Source organism: Kribbella sp. NBC_00482 (assembly GCF_036013725.1).
Classification (GTDB): Bacteria; Actinomycetota; Actinomycetes; order Propionibacteriales; family Kribbellaceae; genus Kribbella.
The window spans coordinates 1,525,154-1,541,892 of record NZ_CP107881.1; the positions used below are offsets into that span (position 1 = coordinate 1,525,154).

General features: G+C 67.6%; 18 protein-coding genes. 7 read left to right on the forward strand and 11 right to left on the reverse strand.

Annotated elements, in window-relative coordinates:
• Window positions 1-19: 19 nt before the first annotated feature.
• The 3 genes from OHB24_RS07665 to OHB24_RS07675 all read right to left on the reverse strand — a co-directional run bounded on the left by OHB24_RS07665 (window position 20) and on the right by OHB24_RS07675 (window position 3,260).
• Entirely contained in the window at window positions 20-832 is an 813-nt protein-coding gene (locus OHB24_RS07665) for an endonuclease/exonuclease/phosphatase family protein (RefSeq protein ID WP_327638243.1), read from the reverse strand.
• A 63-nt stretch (window positions 833-895) separates the two neighbouring features.
• Window positions 896-1,984: a WD40/YVTN/BNR-like repeat-containing protein gene (locus tag OHB24_RS07670; RefSeq protein WP_327638244.1), complete on the reverse strand. Its 1,089-nt coding sequence runs from the start codon at window positions 1,982-1,984 to the stop codon at window positions 896-898.
• Between the two features lie 10 nt (window positions 1,985-1,994).
• Window positions 1,995-3,260, reverse strand: a complete 1,266-nt coding sequence (locus OHB24_RS07675; RefSeq protein ID WP_327638245.1) for an RICIN domain-containing protein — start codon at window positions 3,258-3,260, stop codon at window positions 1,995-1,997.
• A 164-nt stretch (window positions 3,261-3,424) separates the two neighbouring features.
• On the opposite strand from OHB24_RS07675, the gene OHB24_RS07680 reads away from it, so the two are divergent.
• Entirely contained in the window at window positions 3,425-4,309 is an 885-nt protein-coding gene (locus tag OHB24_RS07680) for a bile acid:sodium symporter family protein (RefSeq protein ID WP_327638246.1), read from the forward strand.
• On the opposite strand, the gene OHB24_RS07685 is transcribed toward OHB24_RS07680, so the two are convergent.
• Window positions 4,285-5,130 carry a helix-turn-helix transcriptional regulator gene (locus OHB24_RS07685; protein ID WP_327638247.1) on the reverse strand — a complete coding sequence of 282 codons (846 nt, stop codon included), beginning with the start codon at window positions 5,128-5,130 and terminating at the stop codon, window positions 4,285-4,287. The two genes, OHB24_RS07680 and OHB24_RS07685, sit on opposite strands and share 25 nt — an antisense overlap.
• Before the next feature lie 99 nt (window positions 5,131-5,229).
• Here OHB24_RS07685 and OHB24_RS07690 point away from each other — a divergent pair, with 99 nt between their 5' ends.
• Complete coding sequence (locus OHB24_RS07690) at window positions 5,230-5,970, forward strand: SDR family oxidoreductase (protein WP_327638248.1); 741 nt, start codon at window positions 5,230-5,232, stop codon at window positions 5,968-5,970.
• On the opposite strand, the gene OHB24_RS07695 is transcribed toward OHB24_RS07690, so the two are convergent.
• The 4 genes from OHB24_RS07695 to OHB24_RS07710 form a co-directional block, all read right to left on the reverse strand.
• On the reverse strand, window positions 5,959-6,258 hold the full coding sequence (locus tag OHB24_RS07695) for a thiamine-binding protein (RefSeq protein WP_327638249.1): 300 nt from the start codon (window positions 6,256-6,258) through the stop codon (window positions 5,959-5,961). The genes OHB24_RS07690 and OHB24_RS07695 overlap by 12 nt on opposite strands.
• Window positions 6,255-7,835, reverse strand: coding sequence for an MDR family MFS transporter (locus tag OHB24_RS07700; protein WP_327638250.1), 1,581 nt, complete (start codon window positions 7,833-7,835; stop codon window positions 6,255-6,257). Before OHB24_RS07700 ends, OHB24_RS07695 begins: the two co-directional genes overlap by 4 nt.
• Window positions 7,832-8,458, reverse strand: coding sequence for a TetR family transcriptional regulator (locus tag OHB24_RS07705; RefSeq protein WP_327638251.1), 627 nt, complete (start codon window positions 8,456-8,458; stop codon window positions 7,832-7,834). Before OHB24_RS07705 ends, OHB24_RS07700 begins: the two co-directional genes overlap by 4 nt.
• Window positions 8,459-8,534: 76 nt before the next feature.
• A complete protein-coding gene (locus OHB24_RS07710; protein WP_327638252.1) occupies window positions 8,535-9,005 on the reverse strand; it encodes a methyltransferase family protein in 471 nt (156 codons plus the stop codon).
• Between the two features lie 64 nt (window positions 9,006-9,069).
• Here OHB24_RS07710 and OHB24_RS07715 point away from each other — a divergent pair, with 64 nt between their 5' ends.
• Entirely contained in the window at window positions 9,070-9,612 is a 543-nt protein-coding gene (locus OHB24_RS07715; protein WP_327638253.1) for a hypothetical protein, read from the forward strand.
• A gap of 52 nt (window positions 9,613-9,664) precedes the next feature.
• Here OHB24_RS07715 and OHB24_RS07720 read toward each other — a convergent pair whose 3' ends face one another.
• Complete coding sequence (locus OHB24_RS07720; protein WP_327638254.1) at window positions 9,665-10,618, reverse strand: hypothetical protein; 954 nt, start codon at window positions 10,616-10,618, stop codon at window positions 9,665-9,667.
• Between the two features lie 136 nt (window positions 10,619-10,754).
• Entirely contained in the window at window positions 10,755-11,543 is a 789-nt protein-coding gene (locus tag OHB24_RS07725; protein WP_327638255.1) for an alpha/beta hydrolase, read from the reverse strand.
• A 98-nt stretch (window positions 11,544-11,641) separates the two neighbouring features.
• Between OHB24_RS07725 and OHB24_RS07730 the strand changes: the two genes are divergently transcribed.
• From OHB24_RS07730 to OHB24_RS07745, 4 genes are all read left to right on the forward strand, one after another.
• Window positions 11,642-12,088: a MarR family winged helix-turn-helix transcriptional regulator gene (locus OHB24_RS07730; RefSeq protein ID WP_327638256.1), complete on the forward strand. Its 447-nt coding sequence runs from the start codon at window positions 11,642-11,644 to the stop codon at window positions 12,086-12,088.
• Window positions 12,085-13,299, forward strand: a complete 1,215-nt coding sequence (locus tag OHB24_RS07735) for an MFS transporter (protein WP_327638257.1) — start codon at window positions 12,085-12,087, stop codon at window positions 13,297-13,299. The genes OHB24_RS07730 and OHB24_RS07735 overlap by 4 nt, the downstream gene beginning before the upstream one ends.
• Window positions 13,300-13,906: 607 nt before the next feature.
• On the forward strand, window positions 13,907-14,434 hold the full coding sequence (locus tag OHB24_RS07740) for a TetR/AcrR family transcriptional regulator (protein WP_327638258.1): 528 nt from the start codon (window positions 13,907-13,909) through the stop codon (window positions 14,432-14,434).
• Between the two features lie 10 nt (window positions 14,435-14,444).
• Window positions 14,445-14,942 carry a DUF2867 domain-containing protein gene (locus OHB24_RS07745; RefSeq protein ID WP_327638259.1) on the forward strand — a complete coding sequence of 166 codons (498 nt, stop codon included), beginning with the start codon at window positions 14,445-14,447 and terminating at the stop codon, window positions 14,940-14,942.
• Here OHB24_RS07745 and OHB24_RS07750 read toward each other — a convergent pair.
• The gene (locus tag OHB24_RS07750; protein WP_327638260.1) at window positions 14,890-16,725 is read right to left on the reverse strand and encodes an ABC transporter permease; all 1,836 of its coding nucleotides are present in this window, start codon (window positions 16,723-16,725) and stop codon (window positions 14,890-14,892) included. The two genes, OHB24_RS07745 and OHB24_RS07750, sit on opposite strands and share 53 nt — an antisense overlap.
• Between the last annotated feature and the right edge of the window lie 14 nt (window positions 16,726-16,739).

Sequence of the window (16,739 nt, forward strand, 5' to 3'; positions counted from 1 at the left end):
CGTTGCTGCGCTCGGTGATTCAGCTGAGGACGAACGAGGCGACCACCGGCAGGTGGTCCGAGGCCGGCGTCACCGGTACGTCGGCCTTCGTCGGGCGCAGGCCCTTGCTGTGCAGCTGGAAATCGATGCGTTTGGTCGGGTTGTCCGCCTCGATCGTGTAGCCCGGACCGACACCGACCTCGACCCAGGTGTCGTCGTACACCGCGGTCAGCGTCTTGATCTCCGGCTTCTCCGGCGTCGCGTTCAGGTCGCCGACGAGCAGTGTCGGCGTCCGCGATCCGCTGAGCAGCTCGACCACCTTCTGCGCCTGCTCCAGCCGCTCGGCGTTGTTGTTGCTGGTCAGATGCGTGTTCGCGAAGCGCAGTTTGGCGCCGCGGACCGTGATGTTCGCCACCGCCAGGCCGCGCTGTTCACCGGTCGGGTAGAGCGGCAGCAGCGTGTTCTCGAAGTCCTGGATCGGGTACTTCGAGAGGATCGCGGTCCCGTACTGGCGACGCGGCTCCCCCGGGTTCAGGGGCGGGAGGTCGAGGTTGGCGGCGTACGCGTAGTGCATCTTCAGCCGCTTCGCGAACCAGGCCGGCTGGTCCACCCAGTTGCTCCGCACGTCCCAGTGCCGGTCGACCTCCTGCAGGCCGATCACGTCTGCCCCGGACTGCTCGATCAGGACGGCGATCCGCTCGAGATCGAGCACACCGTCGATCCCCGCGCCATGGTGGATGTTGTACGACATGACGGTCAGCGGACGGCCCGGACGACCCGCGTCGGGCTGAGCCGCGGCAACGGTAGGAACCACCATCAGCAACCCCACGAGAATGGTCATCAATTTACGCATGCACTCATCTTTCCGGAAAACCGGCGACACCCGCACAACGAGCGAGTGTCGCCGGTTTGAACGTCAGTGCACCAGACGGCCGACGGCGCCCTTGGCACCGGAGGCCCAGCAGCCGGCTTGGCGGCCGTGGCCGGCGCATTCGACGCTGTCGAAGCTGCCGTCGTAGAACTGCTTCCAGCTGCGGCCGCCGTCGAAGCTGACGTCGCTCCCGGACGGACCGACCGCGACGACGGTCGTGGGCGACCACGGAACGAAGTGCGATCCACTCCGGTAGCCCTTCGGCGCCTGGTCGGCCGGCACCAGCTTCCACGTGCGACCACCGTCGTACGTGACCGACGCGGCCTTCACCGCCTCGGTCGGCTTGAGGAAGTCACCGCCGACCGCGACGCCGAACAACGAGTTCCGGAACGCGAGGCTGAAGATCCCGGCCGCTTCACCGCTCGCCATCGGAGAGTCCGAGACCGTCCAGCGACGCCCGCCGTCGACGGTCCGGAACACGCGCGGACGATCGCCGCCACCGGTCGCGAACCACGCCGTTCGGCCGTGGCCGGCGACCAGGCAGGTGCCACTCGCCGCGAACGCGAACTCACCGGCAAGGGCGGCCGGCATTCCGCCGGTCGGCTGCACTTTCCAGGACTTTCCGCCGTCGGACGTCGCCGCGATCCGGAACTTTCCGTCGACCGGATCGCTCAGCGCCAGGCCGTGCTTGTCGTCGTTGCTGTGCCCATTGGAATTGAAGGCGATGCAGTCGTAGAACGCGTTCGCGTCCGTGTTCCGGAACGTTTCCGACCACGTCTTTCCGCCGTCGGCGGTCCGGTAGACGCGGGAGTCCTCGCCGTTCCCGATCGTCAGCGCGACCGCACGCCGCGCGTCGAACGCCTCGACGTCGCGGAACTGCAGCGCCTCCGCGCCAGGCGGACTGACGTTCTGCCAGTGCTTCCCGCCGTCGACCGTCCGCAGCACGGTCCCTGCGGTCCCGCCCACCCAGGCGACGTCCTTGCTGACCGCCGAGAGCCCACGGAACTGCGCCGTCGTACCGGTCGGCGTCAGCTCCCACCGGTACGACGATCCGCCGTGAGCCTGGGCGGGCACGACCTGACCCATCAACAACAGACCTCCTGCCGCCAAAGCGGCCACACGCAGGATTCTCATGCGCCGCAATCTATGTCAGCTTGAAGGACTGCGCCGCACTTCCGTTGCAGGTGAACTGGACGAGTTGAGTGCTGTCGGCCGTCGAGCCACCCGGAACCGTCAGGCATTTGTTGCTGGAACGGCTGACGAAGTGGAAGTAGCTGCTGCCTTCGGAAACGGCCTGCCACTGCTGGTTGTTTCCGTTGCTGTACGTCCACAGCTGGAGGCCGGCGTCGTCCGCGGCGGACACACCGGTCACGTCGATCACCTTGGTGGCGTCGCTGCGGTTGTTCACCCGGGTGAACCCGCCGGACGTCGGCTGGAACTGGAACTGCTGTGCCTGTGTGCCGTTGCAGCTGTACTGCTGGATCACGGTCCCGTTGGCGGTCCCAGCGGCGCGGGCGTCGACGCACTTCCCGTTGGCTTTGTTCGCGACGGAGTACCACGTGGTCGGCGACGGCTGGTCGACCGGCGGCGTCGTACCGGCGCCGGCCAGCCACTTCAGCGCGTCCATCATGAACTGGTTCTGTGCCGGGCTGTCGAAGGTCGACGAGAGCCGGGTGTTGGTCTCGTAGTTCATCGCGTTGTGGCCGAAGTTCGCGTAGATCATCTTGTAGTTCTTGTTCGTCCAGATGATCGGGTAGTAGCCGCTGTACCAGGTCTGGTTCGGGTCGGTGCCGACCGGGAAGCTGGAGTTGTCGATCGACGCCAGGATCTGGATGTCGGGGTTGTTCCGCAGGTCGTTCTGCCAGCTGTACCACTCGCTGACCGACGACCGGAACGTCGCGCCCGTGTTCACCAGGGCCGGGTGCGAACGGTTCTCGCTCCGCAGGGTCACCGCGGTCGGACCCCAGGTGTTGGACTGGAACCTCCCGGTGCCGAGCAGCGTGTTGTTGAACCACGGCCAGCCACCGCTGGCGTTGTTGTACGCCGACACATGGAAGCCGAAGAACGCGCCGCCGTTGTCCATGTAGTTCTTGAACCCGTTGCGTTGCGCGTCGGAGTGCGGCGAGTCGTCGAGGAACATCACCACCTGGTACTGCGAGGCGCTGAGGTTGTTGAGCTGGTCCCAGTTGTTCGTGGCCGTGTAGGTGAACCCGTTCTGCGCCCCGAACTCCGGGAAGCGCTGGTTCGCCTCTTTCTCGAAGTCGATGTGGGCGGCGTCCCAGGTTCCGCTGTAGAACGCGAGGACCTTGAAGGTGGCTTGGACCTGAGCCGCCGCGGTGCCGGTCAGGCCGCTGACCAGGAGCACCAGGGCGAGCAGGAATGCGGGCAGGCGAAATCGATCGGAAAGCATGGGGGCGGACCTTTCCGTAAGAACGCTCTATAAATTTCAGAACTTAAATTAACCCATGACCTAAACCCCGTAAAGACTCCACCGGTCCCGGAACCAAGCCCGAGATCTTGCCGCCGTCCCGTACCGCTGTCACTGTGGGCCACCGACTTCCGAAGGAGCCGCCGATGAACGACTCCGTGCTCACCTCGGTCCTGCTGCCGGTCGCGCTCGCGATCATCATGTTCGGCCTCGGCCTGACCCTGACGGTCGCCGACTTCAGCCGGGTGCTGCGGATGCCCAAAGCTGTGCTGATCGCGCTCGGGACCCAGGTGATCCTGCTGCCGGTGATCTGCTTCGGGCTGGTGACGTTGTTCGAGCTGGAGCCCGCGCACGCCGCCGGCATGATGCTGCTGGCCGCCTCTCCGGGCGGCACCACGGCGAACCTGTTCAGTCACCTGGCCGGCGGCGACGTCGCCCTCAACGTCTCGCTGACCGCGGTGAACTCGGTCCTCGCCGTGGTCACCCTGCCGATCGTGGTCAACCTGTCCCTCAACCACTTCCTCGGCGACGGCCAGATCGGCCTGCAGCCACTGAAGATGCTGCAGGTGTTCGCGATCGTGCTGGTCCCGGTGGCCCTCGGGATGCTGATGCGGAGCCGGCGGCCCGGGTTCGCGGAGCGGATGACGCGGCCGGTGAAGCTAGGCTCCATCATCGTCCTGGCCCTGGTGATCTTCGCCGCGATCTACACCGAGCGCGCCAACGTCCTCGACTACATCGCCGCCGTCGGCGCGGTCGCCGTACTGCTGAACGTGCTCAGCCTCTTCTTCGGGTACGTCGTACCGAAGCTGGCCCGGTTGGGTGAGCGGCAGTCGATCGCCTGCTCGATGGAGATCGGCATCCACAACGCCACGCTCGCCCTGACGATCGCGCTCAGCCCGGCACTGCTCGGCAGCAGCGAGATGTCGATCCCGGTCGCGGTCTACGGCATCGTGATGTTCTTCCCGACTGCCGCGTTCGCCTTCTACCTCAGCCGTCGTACGACGGGTCAGCGCGCCGGATCGAGTGTCTGACTTCCCAGCACCGCCAGCAACTCCAGCTTCTCCGCACTCTCGCTGCCCGGCTCCGCGGTGAAGACGATCAGTGTCTGCTGCTGGCCGCGGTTGTCGATCAGCTCGCAGTACAGCTCGAGTTCGCCCACCACCTCGTGCCGGAACCTCTTGGTCCGGCTGTGCGCGACGCCGACCTCGTGCGCCGCCCAGATCTCGGCGAATTCCGGGCTCAGCTTCTGCAGTGCCCGCACGATGGTCGCGGCGTGCGACTTCGGCCCGTCGGCCGTGACGACCGAGCGCAGCGACGAGACCAGCGTCCGGCTGTGAGTGGACAGCTCGGGCTCGCGGTAGAGAGCCCGCGACTCCGGATGCGCGAACCAGCGGTAGACCTCGCTGCGCTCCAGCCCCTCGAAATTGGTCAGCTCCCCGGCGAACGCGATGTGTGCCCGGGTCTGCGCGAGCACCTCGCCGCAGCGGTTGATCAGCATCGCGGGCGTGTCCTGCAGCCGGTCGAGGATCCGCAGCATGCCGGGGTCGACGTGGTCGGGCCGCGTGGTGCGCGGCGGCGTACCGTGCCCGGACAGCACGAACAGGTGGTCGCGCTCCTCCAGTGTCAGCCGTAGCGCACGAGCGATCGCTGCCAGCATCTCCACCGACGGCTGCGGGCCGCGTCCGCCCTCGAGCCGGCTGTAGTAGTCGGCCGACATCGACGCGAGCGCCGCGACCTCCTCCCGGCGCAGTCCCGGCGTACGGCGTCGGCGGCCGCGGGGCATCCCGACGTCTTCGGGCTGCAGCGCCTCGCGACGTTTGCGCAGGAAATCGGACAGGTCGGCGTACTCCATGACTCCAGTGTCCACCGGTCAGGCCGGTTAACCACTGCTTGCCGAGCAGTGGCTGAGCGCAGCCTGGTTGCCCGGGGCATCCGGTCCCAGGCTGGAGACATGAGAACAACAGGCAACACGATCTTCATGACCGGCGGTACGTCGGGTATCGGCCTCGAGCTCGCCCGCCGTTTCCGGGACCTCGGCAACACCGTGATCATCAGCGGCCGGCGCAAGGACCTACTCGACCGGATCGCCGCCGAGGACGGCATCGAGGGCGTCCCGCTCGACGTCGCCGACCCGGCCTCGATCACCGCCGCCTTCGAGCAGGTCACCAGCACCCACGATGTCAACGTGCTGGTCACGATGGCCGGCATCATGCAGGTCGAGGACCTCCGCGACCCCAGTCACCTCGCCACCGCGGAACAGACGATCGAGATCAACCTGCTCGGCACGATCCGCGCGGTCGCCACGTTCACGCCGTACCTGCTGAAGCAGCGCGATCCGGTGATCCTCACGGTCTCCTCCGGCCTCGCCTCGGTGCCGCTGACGATCACGCCGACGTACAGCGCGACGAAGGCCGCGATCCACAGCTACACGCAGAGCCTTCGGATCCAGCTGGCGGACACCGGGATCCAGGTGATCGAGGTGGTCCCGCCTGCCGTCCAGACGACGCTGATGAACCAGGAGAACGACGCCCACGCGATGCCGCTGGACGAGTACCTCGACGAGACGATGAACATCCTCCAGCAGCAGCCGGACGCCGACGAGATCCTCGTCGACCGAGTCCACTTCCTCCGCCACGCCGAACGCGAGAACCGCTACGACGCCGTCGTCGCGACCCTCAACTCAGTCGCCTAGCGCCTGCTCGATCCGCTCCACCTTGGCGGTGAGTTGGCCGGTGTAGCCGGGGCGGATGTCGGCCTTCAGGACGAGACTGACCCGAGGCGATGCGGCGGCGACAGCCTCCACAGCCTGCTTCACCACCGCCATCACCTCGTCCCACTCGCCCTCGATGTTGGTGAACATCGCGTTGGTCTCATTGGGAAGACCGGAGGCGCGGACGACGCGGACGGCCTCGGCCACCGCTTCGCTCACGCCCCCGGTCTCGTCACCGGCCGACGGGCTGATGCTGAATGCGACGATCATGCATCCAGTTTGTCAGGCGCCTCCTCTTCGGCGCGACGCTCGGCGCCGGAGGTGGTGAGGAGGGGCTTCTCCTTGATGAAGACGACGGCGATCAGGGCGAGGACCGCGAACGGGACCGACATCATGAACAGGTCCGCGGTCGCCGCGCCGTACGCGTTCTCGACGATCGTCCGTACCTCCGGAGGCAGCTCCGCGATGTTCGGCACCGCGTTGCCGCCGCCGGACGACGCGCCGCCGGGGTTCAGCGTCTCGGCGACGTTGTTCGCCAGGATCGCGCCCAGCACGCTGACGCCGATCGTGCCGCCCATGCTCCGGAAGAAGCTGACCGCGGACGTCGCCGCCCCCAGCTCCCGGGCCGGTACGTCGTTCTGCGCGGCGAGGACCAGGTTCTGCATCACCAGGCCGATACCGACGCCGAGGACGATCATGAAGCTCCACAGCAGGTACTTCGAGGTGTGCGCGTCGATGGTGCCGAACAGCGCCAGCCCGATCGGCAGCAGGACGCTGCCGACGACCAGGTAGATCTTCCAGCGGCCGTACTTCGTGATCAGTCCACCGGCGATCGTGGACGCGACCATCATGCCGAGGATCAGCGGCAGGCTCATCAGGCCGGCCTTGGTCGGCGTGTAGCCCTGTGCGATCTGGAAGTACTGCGCCAGGAACACCGAGCCACCGAACATCGCGACCCCGACCAGCGCGCTGGCCACGATCGACAGCGTCACCGTGCGGTTGCGGAACAGGTCCATCGGGATGATCGGCTCGGGGTGCCGCCGCTCGACCAGCACCGCGGCAACCAGCGCCACCACGGCGATCGCGACCAGGGCGAAGCTCCAGCCGGAGACCCACTCGAACTTGTTACCGGCGAACGAGGACCAGACCAGCAGCGTGCTCACGCCGCCCATGATCAGGACCGCGCCCCACCAGTCGATCTTCGCTTCGCGACGGACGGTCGGCAGCTTCAGCGTGCGCTGCAGCAGGATGATCGCCGCGAGCACGAACGGCACACCGACCAGGAAGCAGGCGCGCCAGCCGAGCGGCGAGTCGACGAGGAAGCCGCCGAGCAGCGGTCCGCCGACGGTTGCCGACGCGAAGATCGCGCCGAAGATGCCGGAGTACCGGCCAAGCTCGCGCGGCGGGATGATGGCCGCCATCACGATCTGCACGAGCGCGGTCAGACCGCCGGCGCCGAGGCCCTGGAGGACGCGGCTGCCCAGCAGCACCTCGATGTTCGGCGCGAATCCGGCGACCAGCGAGCCGATCACGAAGAAGCCCAGCGACAGCTGGACCAGCAGCTTGTTGTTGTAGAGGTCGGCGAGCTTGCCCCACAACGGCACGGTGGCCGTCATCGTCAGCAGCTCGAGCGTGACGACCCAGGTGTACGACGACTGACTCGCCCCCAGGTCGTGAATGATCCGCGGCAGCGCGGTCGACACCACGGTGCCGGCCAGGATCGCCACGAACATGCCCATCATCAGGCCGGAGATGGCCTGGATGGTCTGCCGCGGTGTCAGTGTCGTTGTCTCGGCGGTGGTGACCTCACCCACGGGTTCCGGAGTGGGTGACGAGGTCGTCGTCATGAGGTGCCTTTCTTCTGGTAGTCCGGCCCGAAGGCGGAATCAATGCCTTGGGCAAGTAAATGGAAGGCTTCGTCGAGGAGGTCGCGGATCGGCCGTTCAGGGGCGGACTTGTGCAGCTCCATCACGACTCGGCAGGCGGCCCCGGCGGTGCTGACGATCAGCGCCGGCCGGACCGATCCGGCTGGTTCGCCCATCCGTTCGGCGAGGGCGGCGGTCAACTGCCGCTCGTCGTCGAGGCTCGACAGCATCAGCTGGTACAGCAGGCTCGGCGAGCTCATGATCAGCTCACCGCGCCGCGACAGTTGGCCGTCGCTCTCGAGCTCCCGCAGTACGTCGTGCACGATGAACCACATCGTGGTCAGCGGCGACTCCTCGGCCGGCGCCGTCCGCATCCGCTCGAGGGCGCGCTCGAGGTGCTCGGGGTTGCGCGCGAGGATCGCGTGCTCCTTGTGCGGGAAGTAGTTGAAGAAGGTCCGCACCGAGACGTCGGCCGCCTCCGCGATCTCGTCGACCGTGACGTGGTCGGGCCCCTTCTCCAACGCCAGCCGCAACGCCGCGTCGGCCAGCGCCGCCCGCGTCTGCAGTTTCTTGCGCTCCCGCAACCCACCCTCTACGTGCTTCACGGGTACTAGGCTAGAGACAAACTTGCACTGACTGCAAACAATTAAACTCTGCAACTTTGCAGCCGTGCAGGTTTCGCTACCGACCCGACGCCCTGAACCGCGGAATCCACGCCGGCACGGCCTGGCGGTACTCCTCGTACTGCCGGCCGTACCGCGCCCGCAGCACCGGCTCCTCGTACCACCGCACGAACGACGCCATCACGCCCCAGGCGATCACGCCGTACCCGAGCACCCGCCAGTCGAGGAAAACGAGTGCCTGCCCGAAGATCGCCGCGACCACCCCGACGTACATCGGATTCCGCACGAACCGGTAGTCACCCCCGACCACGAGCTCCTCGGTCGGCGCCACCGGCGCCGGCGTACCCCGTCCTTCGCGGACGAATCGTACAAATGCTCGCAGTACGACGAACGCACCTGCCGCGACGATCACGAAGCCCGGCCAGAACCGCGGCGTGGCCCAGCCGCTGACCCACCACGGGAGCACCCCGGCGACCACGCAGGGCGCGGCGAAGAAGAACGCTGCGCTTCCGAGGATGGCTTTGACCATAGGGATTCCTGTAGAATTAATAGGCAGCCTCCGGCACGGTTCTCGTGTTCGGAGGCTTTTGTGTATGACGACTCTTCTCTACAAGGCCGCCGGTGACGTCCGTGGTGACGACATCCTGCCGCTCAGCCAGCTCCGTGTGCACTACCCCGACCTCTACGAGCTCCATTTCAAGAAGTACGTGGATCGCCCGCACCGGGTGAATGCTCCGGTGTATCCGCTGGACTGCACCTGGGCCGACGTCGTGTTCCTGTCCCCGGTCCACCCGGCACCGATCTTCGAGGCCATGCACGAGTCCGGCCGGATCGGCCCGGTCGTCGTCGACTACTGGACCCTCGACGCCGAACTTCTCGACCCGGCCCGCACCTGCATCCTCCTGAAGCGCCACGACCCCGAACTCCGCCCGCAACCGGCCGAGGACTTCATCCCGTACACCCCCGAGGCAGTCGCCGCCCTGTCCACACCCTCCGAGCGCGCCCTGCACCGGCTCCGCAACCTCAACGCCACCGAACCCCTCTACCCCTGGGCCGACATCCCCCACATCCTGCACCGCGGCCCGATCCCGCTCTCCGCGTTCCGCACCGCAGACGGCGACCCGGTCACCGCCTGAACGCGACGAAGCCCAGGACACCATCGGCGTCCTGGGCTTCGTCGTGGAGAAGTTACTCGCCGACCAGCTGCGAGTAGTGCGTCGTGAGCAGCACGTGGCTGACCCCGTTGAAGACGCCCGGGATCTTGCCGTACGCCGTGATCGCGGTCGCGGCGCCGTTCGCCTTGCTCATCGCGTACAGGTCCGCGGTCTGCGTGTTGTGATCCACACCGGTGACGAGCGAGCCGCCACGGGTGCCGCAGCCCTCGACGACCAGCGACTCGTACGCCGCCCAGCCGGTGGAACGGATCAGCTTGAGCACCGGCTTCGCACCGGGCACGATCGGGATGTGCACGGTGTACAGCGCGCCGGCGGTCGTGGTCATCAGCAACGTGTCGTACGTCGCGGTCTCACTGAGCACCGTCATCGCCTTGAAGCCGCGGAAGCCCGGCAGCGGGCCGAGCCCCCGGAAGCTGCTGCCGACCATCTGGTACCGGTACAGGCTGCCGTTGGTGTTCAGGCCGTACAGGTACGCGTGCCGCGGCGCCGCGACGCTGTAGTTCGACGTGGCGATCGACTTGAAGCTCGTCCAGCCCGGCCCGACCTTCTTGAAGGTGGGCACCGGGTCGGCGTCGTCCGGCAGGTACGTCGTGTGGCGGTAGAGGTTCCCGCCCTGCAGCAGCAGGCCGTAGTAGTAGTACTGCGTGCCCGCGGCGTTGATCGCGCCGTACCAGGTCGCGTCGGCGCGGCTGCCGACGAACTTGAACGGGTCCCAGGTGTAGGACGTCGGCGGCTTGCCGGCCGTGGCGTCGATCTCCCCCATGGTGCCCGCGGCGGTCGGTACGCCGATCCAGGTCTGGCACGCCGCGCTCGCGGCCTTCGCCGTGACCGGCCCCGGGTGCGCGACCTTGTCCGAGAAGTGCGGCTTCGGGTCGGCCTGCCCGGTGGCGACGGCTGGGACGGAGCTGGCCGCCGCGGCGATCAGCCCGGCTCCGGCCAGTGCAAGCGCGAAGCGCTGCAGTTTCATACGAGTTCCCCTCTGGAAGCGTCTCGAAGAGTTCGAGCGCGCGCTGAACAGCGCCGGGCCCGCCAACAGGTGGCGGAGCCGGGCAGCAATGTGCACATCGTTGACAGCGGGCAGGCCGTTACAGATTGCTCGTTGCTCAGCGCGTGATCCGGTCGAGGAACGCGAACAGCGCCGCTTTCGCGCCGGCGGGCTCGGTGTCGTGCAGGAGCTCGACGCCATGGCCGCTGGAGCCGGCGACGACGACCAGCTTCTTGTCCTTGGCAGGTACGGCGGCGAAGTCCTTGCGCACCTCGGCGATCGGAAGGCTGTCGCCGTCACCGGCCAGGTACAACGCGGGCACCCGGAGCTTCGCGGCGAGCGGCGTCGTCGGCAGCCTGTGCTCCACGTCGTACCAGGACGCGCAGCTCAGCACCGCGACCCCTGAGACCGCCGGCGTGACCATCGAGCCGCCGATCATCGATACGCAGCCGCCCACCGAGCCACCGGCGAGCACGACCTCGGTCGCGCCGGCGGCCCGGACCTGGTCCACGACGGCCTGCAGCTCCTTGATCCGAGCCAGGCCGGTGAGTGTGCCGTACTCCCACAGTGCGACCCGGTAGCCGCGGGCAACGAGCTCGGTCGCGACGCCGGACCAGTCGCACGGCGATCCGCCCCACTCGTAGGACAACACCACGGCCCGGCTGGCATCACCCAACTGCACGCCACTGACAGGGCTCCCGCCGGCAACCGGTGCGGTGAACGCTTTTGCACCCGGGGTCGGGCACGCGGCCATGATCCCCGCCGAGGCGGATGTGGTCGGCGAACTCGAGGCCGGGGCGGATGTCACCGGCGAACTCGGTGGCGGGGCGGCTGGATCGGACCCGCATCCGGCCAGCCCGAGCGCGAGGACGACGACGAAGACCGCGGACCGACCGACATTCGGCATGAGCACCTCCAAGGGCGAGTGTGGCACTCCGGGAGGCCTTGCCGTGATGCTCTTCACTTTCCTGGAGATGCATAGCTTTGCTATGTATATTTGTCGGTGTGACGGCAACTGATCTGACTGGTCTCGGAGAAGACATCGTCGTGGCGTCGACGCGATTGGCGCGGCTGGCGACCCGGAACGTGAACACGCTGCCGCACGCCGCGATGCGCGTGCTGGGGCGGCTGGACGAACTCGGTCAGGCCCGGATCAGTGAGCTGGCCAAGGCCGACCGCTGTTCGCAGCCGACCATGTCCAACCTGGTGCAGCGACTCGAGGAGCAGGGCTCGGTGCGCCGCATTCAGGACCCGGCCGACTCGCGCGCCAGCCTGATCAGCCTCACCGACGCAGGTCTCGCCGAGCTGCGCAGCGCCCGCCACCAGGCCGGCGCCGCCTTGGCCGCGCACCTGAGTCAACTCCCGGCAAGCGACCTCACCACCCTGGAGGCCGCCGTCGCCATCGTCCACAAACTCCTCACCCTCGAGCCATTGGAGGACACGCCCCGGTGAGCAAGTCGTCGTTCCTGAAGCAACCCAAGTCCGTCTGGGCGGTCGCGTTCGCCTGCGTCATCGCGTTCATGGGCATCGGCCTGGTGGACCCGATCCTCAAGCCGATCGCCGAACAACTGCATGCGAGCCCGTCCCAGGTCTCGCTGCTGTTCACCAGCTACATGGCGGTCATCGGTCTCGCGATGCTGATCACCGGCGCGGTCTCCAGCCGGATCGGCGCCAAGCGCACCCTGCTGATCGGTCTGGCCATCATCGTCGTGTTCAGCGCGCTGGCCGGCCTGTCCAACAGCATCGGCATGATCGTCGCCTTCCGGGCCGGCTGGGGCCTGGGCAACGCACTGTTCATCGCGACCGCGCTCGCCACGATCGTGAACTCGGCCGCCGGTTCGGTCGCCGAGGCGATCATCCTCTACGAAGCCGCCCTCGGTGTCGGCATCGCGGCCGGCCCGCTGGTCGGCGGCGAACTGGGCACGATCTCCTGGCGCGGACCGTTCTTCGGCGTCGCCGTCCTGATGACGATCGCCCTCGCCGCCACCGCGTTCCTGCTGCCCGCATCGCCGCCGGAAGCACGTCGTACGTCGGTCCTCGAGCCGTTGAAGGCACTACGGCACCGGTCGCTCGCGACGGTTGCGGTCACTGCGTTGCTGTACAACTTCGGGTTCTTCACGCTGCTCGCGTTCACTCCGTTCCCGCTGGCGATGTCGGCGCGGCAGATCGGGCTGATCTTCTTCGGCTGGGGCATCTGTCTCGCGTTCACCTCGGTGTTCGTGGCGCCGCGGCTGCAGCGCCGGTTCGGCACCCTCCCGGTGGCGATGACGGTGCTGCTGCTGTTCGGCGCGGACCTCGCGGTGATGGGTGTCTACGCGCACCACAAGCCGGTGCTCGCGGCCGGCGTCATCGTGGCCGGCCTGTTCCTGGGCATCAACAACACGCTGATCACCGAGGCCGTGATGGCAGCCGCTCCGGTCGAACGCGGTACGGCGTCCGCGGCGTACTCCTTCGTTCGCTTCTCCGGCGGCGCGGTCGCACCGTGGCTGGCCGGCAAGCTCGGCGAGGAGTTCAACATCCAGCTCCCGTTCTACGTCGGCGCCTTCGCCGTCCTCCTCGCGGTCGCCGTCCTCGCCAGCGGCTGGAAGCCCCTCACCCACCTCCGGGTCCCCACCACCCACTCCGAGTCCGAAGCCGAAGCCCTGACTGCGGCCGACGCCTGACCGGCTCGTGTGATGCATGTATGGGTGGTTGAGCTGATCCGGCCCCCTCGACCGCAATGCCGCAGTCACTCCACGTTCCTCGAGTCGTGGATTTCGGCGACCAAACGCAACCTCGATCCACGACTCGACGTTCCGGGGGCCAACCAAACGCCACGACTCGGCGCGATCCCGGACAAGGCGCAGGCGTTGTGCACACCGGAGTCCAACGAGTGCTGTCAGAAGAGCCGGGGTTCTCCTCTCGCGTGCAGGGTTGTCCCCTCGCGTATCAGTAGAGAACCCCCAACGCGAGGGGATAACGCGTCGTCTTGCTCGACAGGGGGTAGCTCACCAGCCGGGGCGTCGGCGGGCCGATGGTGGGTGACCGGCGGGGCGGCGGTGGGGAGTGGGGACAAGCGCTGGTGGCTGGGGACAGGCAATAGCAGGTGCCGGCCCACCATTGCCTGTCGCACGATCTCCGATCGGGCTGGTCACCACCCACACATCGGACAGGAGAGGGGCATGACCCCCTCAAGCCACCCGATCCCGACCCGCCGGACCCCTCTCCGGCGGGTCGTCCGCGTCTGCAGCATCAGGGCGACCATACCAAACGGTATGGTATGGTCTCGGCGTGGTCAGTCGGACGGAGTGGTTGGACGCGGGGATCGAGTTGCTGGCGGCGGAAGGTGCGCCGGCGGTGACGATCGAGCGGTTGACCGGGGCGCTGGGCGTGACGAAGGGGTCGTACTACCACCACTTCAAGGGCGCTTCCGGCTACAAGGCGGCCTTGCTGGAGTACTTCGAGGCGCGCAACACGACCCGGCTGATCGACGCGGTGGAAGACGGTCGTGACGCGGGGGCGAAGCTCCAGCATCTGTTGCGGCTGGTGCTGGCTGACCCGGACAGCGCGGCCTTGGAGATCGCCGTACGCGCTTGGGCCTTGCAGGACAGCGAGGTGCGGGCCGCGCAGGAGCGGGTGGACAAGGCGCGGACGGCGTACCTGAAGAAGCTGTGCCGTGGGCTGGGAGCGGACGTGGACCCGGATCGCTTCGCGCAGTTGCTGTACCTGATTCTGATCGGCGCCGAGCAGGTGGTGCCGCCGATCGGCAAGCGGGACGTGCGGGAGATCTACGACCTCGTTCTCCGTCTCATTGACTAGAGGAGCGCAAATGCCGACCACTTTGCACGAGCTCGACGATCTGGTGCCGGTTGTGGACGAGATCGATGTGAAGACCGCGCACGGCGACGTCACGCTGCGGGAGTTCGTCGCGGGCGCACTGGGGCACAGTCCGTTGTGGGTGAAGGGATTGTTCGCGGCGCGGATGGCCGTGGCCGCGGTCCTTCGCCTCGAGACCACCGGCATACCGGACTCGCGGCGCCTGCGGCCCGACACGGTGAGCTTCACGCCGGGCGAGAAGAACGCGTTCTTCACCGTCGTGCGCGGCGAGGAAGACCACTACCTGCTGCTGAGGGTCTCCGACAACCACCTGGACGCGTGGCTCGCGTTCATCACCGACAACGAAGATCCGGCGACGTTCAAGGTCGTGACACTGGTGCAGTTCCTGCGGCCTGCCGGGAGGTTCTACTACAACCTGATCCGGCCGTTCCACCACGTCATTCTGCTCGGTATGTGCCGAGCCGGCGAGACGTGGCGCGACCGGCGGTGAGCGCCGCCGCGACCCCGACGACCACCAGCGCCGACACGAAGATCAGTCCGAGCAGCCGCCACGGAATCTCCAACGCAGCAAGGCCGTAAGGCCCCGCCGCGATCCCGGCGAGCGCGGCCGCGGCGACCAGCGATCCCAGCAGTACGCCGACCACCACCACGGTCCCGGACTCCACGAGCGCGACCATCACGACCTGTGCCCGCGTCAGCCCGGCCAACCGGGACAGAGTGAACTCCTGCCGCCGGTCGGCCGTCGACATCACGACCGCGTTGACGACCGCGACCGCGGTGAAGATCCCGGCCAGCCCCAGGAGCGCGGCGAACAGTCCCGAATTGCTGCGCTGCTGCGCCTCACCACGCGCCTCCGCCCACCGCTCAACCGTCTGGCCGTCCAACGTCGCACCAGACGCCAGCTTCACCAGTGTCTCGGTCCGGCCACCGGCCGGCAGCAGACTCCTCGGAACGAAGAAGTTCTCGCTCACATCCAGCGTCTCGGGCATGATCGCGACCACCTTCACGGCGACCGATCTGTTGCCTAGCGCAACCTTGAGGGTCGACCCGAGCTTGTAACCCTCGGCCGCCATCCCCGGCCCGATCGCGATCGTCCGCCCGGTCAGCCGATCCAGCGATCCTCTCCGCGGCCGCAGCTTGTGGGTCCGCTGGTACGCCACCGGATCGATCCCGATCGCCTCCGAGTACAGCGTTTTCCGCCCCCGCGTCACAGCGATCGGTACGGCGGTCTGCACCGAGGTCGCGACGATCCCCGGCCCTGGCCGAACGACGTGATCGACCACCACATCCGCCGTGATCAACTGTCTCTGCTCGACGCCGACCGCCTTCGCCAGCGACCCGAACGTGCCCCACAATCCGATCACCAGCCCGACCAGCACGATCAACGGCGCCGCGGTCGCCGCGCTCCGCCGTACCGCGTGCAGCACGCCGGCCCGTGCGAGATCCGCGATCAAGTTGCCTCGGACAACGAGCGCGGGCAGCCGGCCGACCAGCGGTACGACGACGGGGCTCAGCTGGCTCAACGCCACGGATCCGCTGATCATCACGACCAGCCCGATCATCAACCCGGCGACGAGGTCCCGCGCGGCCTGCGCGATGATCACCAGCAGCACTGTGCCGCACGCGGCCGACAGTCCCCAGAACCACCGCCATCCCGTCATCACCCGCCGGGCTGCCTGTCCCTCGACGATCGCTTCGAGCGCATTGACCCGCGACGCCCGCCACGCCGCAGCCAGTACGCCGGCCAACGCCGTACTCACGCCGACGATCATCGCCACCCACACCGCGCCCTGAACCCATGGCGCCTCGAACGACTCCGGCAACATCCCCAACCGAACGAGCAACCACGACTGCGCCCAGGTCGCCAGCACCCCCAGCGGCAACCCGACCACACTGCCGACCACGCCGAGCAGACCGGCCTCCATCACGACCATCAAGCACAGGTAACCCCGCTGCGCTCCGACCAGCCGCAGCAGTCCGAACTCGCGCCGCCGCTGCACCGTCATGAAGCCGAACGTCGTACTGACGATGAACACGCTCAGGAAAACGGCCAGCATGACCGACATTCCGAGCAGGGTCGCCGCCCCGACGTACCCCTCACGGACCTTGGCCCGCTCGTACGCCGACAATCCCGAAGGCAACACCGGTACGTCGGTCGCGGCCAGCATCTGCAACCCGGACTGCACCAACCCGACTCCGAGCGCGACAGCCACCACCGCACCGGCGAACAGTTGCCACCTGGTCCGCAGCGCCCCGACAGACAACCTCAGCATGCACCCAGCCAACA